The organism is Mesorhizobium sp. M2A.F.Ca.ET.039.01.1.1, assembly GCF_003998035.1.
GTDB lineage: Bacteria > Pseudomonadota > Alphaproteobacteria > Rhizobiales > Rhizobiaceae > Mesorhizobium.
This window is the reverse complement of the sequence record NZ_RZRY01000235.1, coordinates 1-8686: the sequence shown is the minus strand read 5'-3', so window position 1 is coordinate 8686 and position 8686 is coordinate 1. Positions and strand designations below refer to the sequence as shown.

The window sequence follows — 8686 nt, the reverse complement described above, 5'->3', positions numbered from 1 at the left end:
AGACAAGGGACCGTGCGGCCAAGGAACGAGCCGGCCTCCAGCGTCAGCCCGAAGGTGTCGGCCTGCGAAACCGCTTCGGAGAACCAGCGCAGCACCTCGGCGCTTTCGCCGGACTGCGAGGTCACGATCACCGACTTGCCGGCAAGCGGCAATGGCTGCCCGAGCTGCTCCGACAGCGGCAGCGCGATGGCGTCGATGCCATGCGCGCGATAGAGCGGCTCGATGGCGCGAGCGACGGCATGCGAGGCGCCCATGCCGAGCAGGACGAGGCGGCCGGTGTTCCTGATCGAAGCGGCGACCTTGGCGGCTGCCTCCCGATTGCTCTCGAACGAGGCGAGCGCATCCTCATGCTGGCGCGCCATCTCGCGGTCGATCGCAAGCAGGCCGGATGGACGTGGTCTTTGAGCAGTCATCATTATCCTTTCACGCCGCCGCTGGTGAGGCCCGAGATCAGCGCGCGCTGCATGACGAGGCCGATCAGCACGGGCGGCAAGGCCGCAAGCACGCCGGCGGTGGCGATCAGTCCGTAATCGGAGACACGGCCGCCGGCGAGATCGGCGATGGCGACGGTCAGTGTCTTTGCCCGCTGATCGGAGGTGAAGAGCAGGGCATAGAAGAACTCGTCCCAGGCGAGCAGCACGGCAAACAGCGCCGATGTCGCGACCACAGGCGCCGCCAGCGGCAAGGTTATGATGCGCCAGGTCTGGAGCAGCCCCGCTCCGTCGATCATCGCCGCGGCCTCGATCTCGCGCGGGATGGAATCGAAACCCGATTTCATCAGCCAGGTGGTGAAGGGCGCCAGGATGGTCAGATAGATCAGCGCCAGGCCGAAGACGTTGTTGAGCAGGCCGAGCCAGGACAGGCCTATATAGAGCGGCACGGAGAGCGCCACCGGCGGCAGCATATAGGTGGCGATCACCATCGACAGCGACCAGCCGACCGAAGGCGTGCGCGAGACGGCCCAGCCGGCCGGCACGGCAAGGACGATCGCAGCCAGGGTCGCCATGCCGGCGACTTCCAGGCTGTTGCGCAACGACGACGTGAAGGCCGCGCCGGCGCTGTTTTCGGCCGTCGACAGGAGTTGCGCGTAGCGCGAGAAGTCGGCCGCCTGCGGCCACCAGCGTAGCGGCTTGGCGGCGAGGTCGGCCGCCGGCGATATGCTCATGACGAAGAGCCAGGCGAGCGGGGCCAGGATCACGGCGGCAAGCAGGAGGGCGCAAACGTAGACGAAGGCGGTGAAAACCGGGTTCTTGCGTTCCATCAGGTAGCGCTCCCCGCGGTCTTCCTCACCAGCGCCGCATAGGCAACGGCGAGAACGGTGACGAGCAAGGTGACGATCAGCGCCAGCGATGCGCCGGAGCCGGCGCGCTGGAAGGAGAAGGCCTCCTGATAGACGAGGATCGATAGCGAGCGCGTGCTGTTGGCCGGACCGCCGCGGGTCATGACCCAGATGATGTCGAAGACCTTGAAGGCCTCGATGGTGCGCAGCACCAGCGCCACCATCAGCGGGCCGGCGAGATAGGGCAGGATGACGAAGCGGAAGCGGTTGAACGGCCCGGCGCCGTCGACAAGCGCTGCGGCGGTGATGTCGCGCGGCACGGCCTGCAGGGCGGCGAGCGCAATCAGCGCCACAAGCGGAAAATTCTTCCAGCAGTCGGCGACGATCAGCGCCGCAAGCGCCGTGCCCGGTTCGCCCAGCCAGGAGCGATAGTCGTCGATCAGGTGGAGCTGCGTCAGCGCCGCATTCAGCGCGCCATATTCCGGATTGTAGATCAGCCGCCAGAGCGTGGCGTTGACGACGGTGGGCAGCGCCCAGGGCAGGATCATCAGCCCGCGCAGCACGGCGCGGCCACGGAATTCTTGGTTGAGCAGAAGGGCCGCCAGCACGCCAAGCACCATCTCGGCGGCGACCGAGACGACCGCGAACCAGGTGGTGGTCGAGAGCGTGCGCGTGAAGTTCGAACTCGTCAGCATTTTGGTGTAGTTGTCGAAGCCGACGTAATTGCCTGCCGTGCCGACCAGCTGGGCGTCGGTGAAGGAAAGCCTGACCGTATCAACCAATGGCCAGCCGATGACGGCGACCATGATCACCAGCAGCGGCAGCATCAACAGCCACGCGCGAGTCGTCATCCAGGTGCCTGACATCAGAGGCGCCTCTTTTCCTTCATCCGGTCAGAAATAGCACGGGCGGCGCTCGTGGATGAGGCCGCCCGCGTCGAGGAACGCCAGATCAGAGGCCGCTGTTTTCGGCGGCGGTCTTGAGCGCGTCTTCCGGCGTCGTCTGGCCAAGCAGCGATTCCTGGATCGCCTGCTGCAGGGCCGTCGACAGCTGCTGGTATTTCGGCGTGGTCGGGCGCGGATACATGGCGGCGAGACCGAGCTTGGCGGCGGCGATCAGCTCTTCCTGGCCCTTGGTGACGGCCGGATCGTCATAGGACGAGGCCCAGATCGGCAGAGAGAGCTTGGCATACTGGTTCTGCGTCGCCTGCGAGGTCATGAACTCGATGTATTTCCAGGCTTCGTCCGGGTGCTTCGACACCGCCGTGATGCCAAGACCCATCGAGCCGTTGACGGCCGAGACCTCGCTGGTGCCGGCGACGCCGGGCGCCGGCACGACGCCGACCTTGCCGGCGACCTTGGAGTCCTTCGGATCGTTGGCCATGTTGTACATGTAGGTCCAGTTCAGCGCGAAGGCCGCGTCGCCGTTCTCGAACACCTTGCGGACGTCCTCTTCAAGGAATTCCTTGGAGTTCGGATTGGTGAGGCCCGATTTGTAGCTGTCGACCATGTATTTCAGCGCCGATAAGCCACCGCCATTCTGGAAGTCGGGCTTGCCGTCCTTTAGGAAGTCGCCGCCATAGGCGCTGACCAGCGTGGTGTAGTCGCAGACAGCGGCTTCAGCCTGTGACCAGCTCCAGGCGATCGGCGTCTTCAGCAGCCCCTTGTCCTGGATGATCTTGGCCTGCTGGCCGAGTTCTTCCCAGGTCTTCGGCGGCGCCTTGATGCCGGCCTTTTCCAGGATTTCCTTGTTGTAGAACAGGTATTTGGTGTCGAGGATCCACGGCATGCCATAGTACTTCCCGTCATATTGCACGGTGGTCCAGGCGCCGGGCAGCACGCCCTTCTTCATGTCGTCGGTGATCTTCGAGGATACGTCGACCAGCACCTTGTTGGTCGCGTATTCGGCCGGCCAGATCACGTCGAACAGCACCACGTCATAGCCACCGCCCGAGCCTTGGGCGAGCACGGTCTTGTCGTGCAGGCCTTCATAGGGAACGAATTCGAGGTTCACCTTGATGTCGGGGTTGGCCTTGGTGAAGGCCTCCGTCATCGAGCGCACGTCGGCCTCGCTATAGGCGGCCTGCGCCATGAAGAGGGCGTTCAAGGTGGTCTCGGCGAAGGCGTGGGGGACGAACAGCCCGCCGACGAACACCGCGCCCAGAAGTGTCTTACCGATCGATTTCAGCATTTGTCTTTCTCCCATTTCGACAGCTGCAAGTGGGCGGCGAAGCTTATGCCGCCGCTTTCTCGAATTGCATCGCGTGTGACCGGATCTGTCCTGAACGGCGCGCGGCGGGAGCTTGAGGCTTTGCCGTCTTCTTGTGGAGCCGCCCGGGTTTCACCTATTAAGTCAATTCGCTTGACTTAATTAGTCGATCAATCCTTTAATCGAGTCAAGAGGGGAAAAGACGGTGCACGATATCAGCCCGATCCGCGCCAAGAGCGGCACCAACCAGGAAGGCACCAGCGCGCACAACCGCCGTGTCATGATCGAGGCGCTGCGGCTCAACGGCGCGCTGTCGCGTGCCGACCTGGCGCGGGCGACGCAGCTTACCAAGCAGGCGGTTTCCAACATCATCGAGGATCTCGAGCGCGATGGGCTGGTTGTCGCGCTGGAAGCGGTGCGCAAGGGCAGGGGGCAGCCCTTCACACCATACCGGCTGGTGCCCGAGGGCGCCTTCGCCATCGGGCTGCAGATCGACCGACATTTGACGCGCGTGGTGGTGGTCGACCTCGTCGGCAAGGTCATCGCGCGCGCCGAGGCAGGTCTGCCGCTCGACGAGCCATCAGCCGGCGTCAAGACCATCCTCGGCCTGGTCGACCGCGTCAGGCGCGAGCTGGCTTCCTTGTTCGCCCAGCCCGAGCGGCGGCTGGTCGGCCTTGGCGTCGCCATGCCGGGGCCGTTCGGCGTAAGGGAATCCGACGACACATGGATGATGCCTGCCTGGCAGCAATTCCCGCTGCTCGAGACGCTTGCCGCCGGCACCGGACTGAATGTCGGGCTGCAGAACGATGCGGCGGCCTGTGCAACGGCGGAGCGCATCGTCGGCGCCGCGCATGGCGTCGATCACGCGGTCTGCCTGTATGTCGGCTACGGCATAGCCGCCGGGCTGATCCTCAATGGCGAGCTCTACAATGGCGGCAGCGGCAATGCCGGCGAGATCGGCAGGGCGCTGCTGTCGCCGGCCGGTCCAGGCTCGACGCCGTTGGAGCACCGCGCCTCGCTCGCCTCGCTCTACCAGCATCTCGGCCTCGATCCCGCCGAAAGGGGGCTTTACGAGAAGCTCGGCGCGCTGGCGCTCGCGCAGGACGCAAGGGTCATGAGCTGGGTCGAAAGAGCCGCGTCCGACCTGCGCTGGAGCGTGCATCTGATCGAAACGATCTTCGATCCGCAAACCGTCATCCTCACCAGCACCGCGCCCGAGGCGCTGGCCCGGCTTCTGCACCAGGCCATGCATCCGCTTCTGCCGTCGATCGCGGATCAGCCCGCCCGCCGCCTGCCGCGGCTGCAACTGGGCACCACCGATCCCTGGGCGATCGCGGTGGGCGCCGCGGCCGAACCGATCAGCCGGGCCTTCGATCCGCGCTTTTCCGCCATCCTGAAGGCCGGATAGAAAGCGGAAGGCGGCTCAGCTGGTCGTCACGCTGGCGGCGAAAGCCGCGTCGATGATGGCGAGCTTGACCGCCTGCGCGGTGAGGTACTCGCTGTAGAATTCGTTCGAAATCCACATGACGGAATGGCCGCGCCGCCCAAGCCAGCCGACGCTGCCGAGCGCCTCGGCGTCGCGCAGCTTGCGCGCAAGGTGGGTACGCGACAGCTTCAGCCACCTGGAGAAGTCGCCGATCGACAGCACGCCAGTCGGAATGCGCTCCTGGCCGGCATCCTGTGGGTCGACGCCGGCGATCAGCCAATCCATGACGACGCCGCCATTGTTGAGCCATGTGAACAGCGAAAAAGTCTGTTGCGGCTCCCGCACCGGCACCGAGGAGATCAGCCCATCCGCGATCAGCGGCTGCAACCGCACCAACATTTGCGGCCGTGCCTGGAACATTTGCAGCCGGCTCCCGCCGTCAAGAGCATCAAGCGTGCTCAGATGCATATGAATCCAGCCGATCAACGGCTCCAGGGTTATGGCGGGCAGGGGCAAGGGGCGAATGCGGCCGTCGTCGGCCATTGGACCGACTTCGATGAAATTATAGTGCTGCATTTCCTTGATGAAGGCATGGGCAGTGTTTCGGCTTGCAACTGCATGCTGAACGGTGACGTCGACAAAACGCGCCGCCGTCAGTTCCTTCCGGTAGTCGCTGGGATCCCTGCGGAAATGCAGGGCAAGACCGATATGCGCCATCAGCCAGCGCTGCTGGGTGGCAAAGACCGAGGACGCGCGCGGGTTTCCTTCATAGGCCTGCTGCATCGCCCGGGCCTGTGCCTGGACGGCGGCATTCAGCGCCGGATGACCGACAATGTCTTCGCAGTTCAGCGCCATCCCCCCAGACTCCGCCAAATATCGCAGTGTGCGGATGCGGATAGCAGTTTTGGCCGGCGCCTGCCAGCGCAACCAGCGGTATTTGTCGGCTGGGTCCGAGAAGCGACCGTTGCGCCAGTCAGCTCTCGTCCGCCTGGGACAAACTGTCGTCGAAAGCCAGGTCGACTAGGGCGAGCTTGGACGTCTGCATGACCATGTATTCGTCGAAGAACTGGCGTGAAACCCACATGACGGAATGACCGCGCTGGCCGACCCAGCCGATGCTGCCAAGCGCCTCGGCATCATTGAGTTTCCGCGCCAGGTGGGTGCGTGACAGCTTCAGCCAGTGCGCGAATTCGCTGACCGAGATGACGCTGGTCGGTATCCTGTCGAGATGAACGTCCTCCGGATCGATACCGGACATCAGCCAGTCCATGACGATGCCGCCATTGTTTAGCCAGATAAACAACGAGAAAGTCCGCCCAGGCTCCCGCACGCCCTGGCTGGCCAGCAATCCATCGGCGATGAGCGGCTGCAGCCTGGACAGCATCCCGGGTCGATCGAGGAAAGTTGTCAGCCGGTTTCCGCCATCTATGCGGTCGAGCGTCCTCAGATGTGCGTGGATCCAGCCGGTGAAGGTTTCGATGGTGCCTTCGGTGACCCGCATGGGGTGGGCGCGGCCGTCACCGCTGGCCGAAATATACTCGACGATGTTGTAGCGAAGCATCTCCTTGACGAAGGCCTCGGCCGTGTTGCGGCTGGCAAGGGAATAGCGGCGTACGACCTCGATGAACCGCGCCATCGTCATGTCGGAGCGGCGGTCATTGGGATCGCGCCGGAAATGCAAGGCCAGACCGGCGTGACCGAGCAGCCAGCGCTGCTGGGTGGCGAACACGGCAGCCAGCCGCGGGCTTGTTTCGTATATGTGGATGAGCGCGCGCGCCTGCTCCTGGATGCAGCGAAGCGCTGCCGGATGACGGGCTATCTCTGCGGCACTCAGCGGCATTTCCTGCGGCACTCCAGGCGATTTTCGAAGAACGGCAAATGAAGATTCCCAGTGTTCACCGGTTGTGTCCAGTTGCCTATTGGAACAACGAACGATCAAGCGGCGCGTTTGTTGCTAACTCGTTGCATCGGTTCGGGAAACCCGTCCCAATAATAGTCCGGCCCGCATCCCTGCGTTGAATAGGCGAGTCCGGTCAAGCAGGCATAGGTTCCGCGCCATCGGGGCTGCGGGGAGCGCTTTCCCGGGAAAAAATGAACAAGGACAGGGTCTGGCGCCCGATGCGCGGTGGCAACTGAAGTTCTCGTGTGGACTTTGCAGCGAGGAAGCGGCTACCTATCGTGATGCCTTGACGCCATTTGCCGAGGCCGCCCGGGTGAAATGATGCCGAGAACAATCCGGACACTGACCGCCAGCGAAGTGGAAACGCTCGTCGACTGGGCGGCTGGAGAGGGCTGGAACCCGGGCATCGGCGACGCCGCGGCGTTCCGGACAGCCGATCCCGACTGTTTCATCGGCGCTTTCGTCGATGGAGAGATGGTGGCCGGCATTTCGGCCGTCGCATACGGCACGGGCTTCGGCTTCATCGGCCTCTATATCTGCCGGCCCGACCGGCGCGGCGAAGGCCATGGCAAGGCGGTCTGGGATGCCGGCATGGCACGCCTCGGCGACCGCATCATCGGTCTCGACGGGGTGGCCGAGCAACGGGCCAACTACCAGCGCATGGGCTTCGTGCCCGTCTACGAGACCGTGCGCTACAGCGGTCGCCCCGCCGGATTGCCGGGGGGAAGCGACATACGGCCAGTGATGGCCGGCGACATGGCCGGGATACTCGCCTATGATCGCAAGCGTTTCCCGGCGCCGCGGGAAGCCTTCCTCCGGGAGTGGCTGCGGCAGCCCCGGATTGCGCTGCTCTGTGGCGGATCGGCCGGCATTGCCGGCTACGGCGTGGCCCGCCGATGCCGGGAAGGCTTCAAGGTCGGACCCCTGTTTGCCGACAGGACGGACCTTGCCCTGGCATTGCTGGCGGACCTTGTGGGCAGGATCGGCAACGATACATTGCATATTGACGTGCCGGCCAGCCAGGTTCAATTCACCGCCATGCTTCAGGCCGCCGGCTTGGTCCCGGGCTTTGCGACGACACGCATGTACAAGGGCGGCAAACCCGGTAACGCCCCCTCTACAGTTTTCGGCATCACGACGCTCGAGCTGGGATGATCGGGGGCCGGCGAAGCCGCTGAGGTCATTGTTTTGCCTCGCTGTCCATGCGACAGGGCCCCATGACATGATCTAGGGACATTGTGTGCCTTGCCGGGCGCTGCGTGGCGTGGAGGTTGTCAAATGGCTGGCAGGACGGTTCTGATCGCCGGTGGCGCCGGGGGCATGGGGCTTGCGACCGGACTGCGCCTCGCGGCCGACGGTGAGCGGATCGCGCTCGCCGACCTTCCCGGTCCCAAGCTCGACGCAGCCGTGGCCAAGATTGTCGCGACCGGGGCGGATGCGGTGGGTTTGCCGCTCGACATCCGCTCCGTCGCTGCCTGCCGCGACGTGGTGGCCAAGGCCAGGAACTGGGGCGGCGGCATGGACATCCTGGTCAACGCCGCCGGCGTCTGGCTCGAGGGGCCGGCGAGCGGGGTCGAGGAAGATCAGTGGGACCTTGTGCTGGACGTCAATCTCAAGGGAGCGTTCTTCCTGATCTCGGCGGCTGTCCCGCATCTGGCGGCGGCGCAAGGCGTGATCGTCAACATTGCGTCCGACGCCGGGCTCGTCGGCAACAATGGGGCGGCCGTCTATTGCGCCTCGAAGGGCGGGCTGGTTCTGCTGACCAAGGCACTCGCGCTGGAACTCGCCCCGCAAGGCATCAGGGTCAACGCCGTTTGCCCCGGCGATACGGCAACGCCGATGATCGAATATCAGGCCAGGACCTATGGCGGGG

8 protein-coding genes and 1 pseudogene are annotated in these 8686 nt (G+C 64.6%); 3 read left to right on the top strand and 6 right to left on the bottom strand.

The annotated features are described in order from the left end of the window. From EOA24_RS18525 to EOA24_RS18510, 4 genes and pseudogenes are all read right to left on the bottom strand, one after another. Window positions 1-413 (bottom strand): annotated as a pseudogene (locus EOA24_RS18525) (aminotransferase); the annotation flags it as partial. A 2-nt stretch (window positions 414-415) separates the two neighbouring features. Next, entirely contained in the window at window positions 416-1261 is an 846-nt protein-coding gene (locus tag EOA24_RS18520; protein WP_126081556.1) for a carbohydrate ABC transporter permease, read from the bottom strand. Further along, complete coding sequence (locus tag EOA24_RS18515) at window positions 1261-2145, bottom strand: sugar ABC transporter permease (RefSeq protein ID WP_126081557.1); 885 nt, start codon at window positions 2143-2145, stop codon at window positions 1261-1263. Before EOA24_RS18515 ends, EOA24_RS18520 begins: the two co-directional genes overlap by 1 nt. Window positions 2146-2230: 85 nt before the next feature. After that, window positions 2231-3469: an extracellular solute-binding protein gene (locus EOA24_RS18510; protein ID WP_126081558.1), complete on the bottom strand. Its 1239-nt coding sequence runs from the start codon at window positions 3467-3469 to the stop codon at window positions 2231-2233. Window positions 3470-3692: 223 nt separating this feature from the next. Between EOA24_RS18510 and EOA24_RS18505 the strand changes: the two genes are divergently transcribed. Further along, window positions 3693-4895 carry an ROK family transcriptional regulator gene (locus tag EOA24_RS18505; RefSeq protein ID WP_126081559.1) on the top strand — a complete coding sequence of 401 codons (1203 nt, stop codon included), beginning with the start codon at window positions 3693-3695 and terminating at the stop codon, window positions 4893-4895. 15 nt (window positions 4896-4910) lie between these two features. Here EOA24_RS18505 and EOA24_RS18500 read toward each other — a convergent pair whose 3' ends face one another. After that, complete coding sequence (locus EOA24_RS18500; protein WP_127409970.1) at window positions 4911-5768, bottom strand: hypothetical protein; 858 nt, start codon at window positions 5766-5768, stop codon at window positions 4911-4913. Between the two features lie 118 nt (window positions 5769-5886). Beyond that, a complete protein-coding gene (locus EOA24_RS18495) occupies window positions 5887-6753 on the bottom strand; it encodes a hypothetical protein (protein ID WP_126081561.1) in 867 nt (288 codons plus the stop codon). A 381-nt stretch (window positions 6754-7134) separates the two neighbouring features. Between EOA24_RS18495 and EOA24_RS18490 the strand changes: the two genes are divergently transcribed. Both EOA24_RS18490 and EOA24_RS18485 read left to right on the top strand, forming a co-directional pair. Continuing rightward, on the top strand, window positions 7135-7968 hold the full coding sequence (locus tag EOA24_RS18490) for a GNAT family N-acetyltransferase (protein WP_126083732.1): 834 nt from the start codon (window positions 7135-7137) through the stop codon (window positions 7966-7968). 123 nt (window positions 7969-8091) lie between these two features. After that, on the top strand, window positions 8092-8686 hold a 595-nt coding region (locus EOA24_RS18485), incomplete at its 3' end, for an SDR family NAD(P)-dependent oxidoreductase (RefSeq protein WP_127409969.1).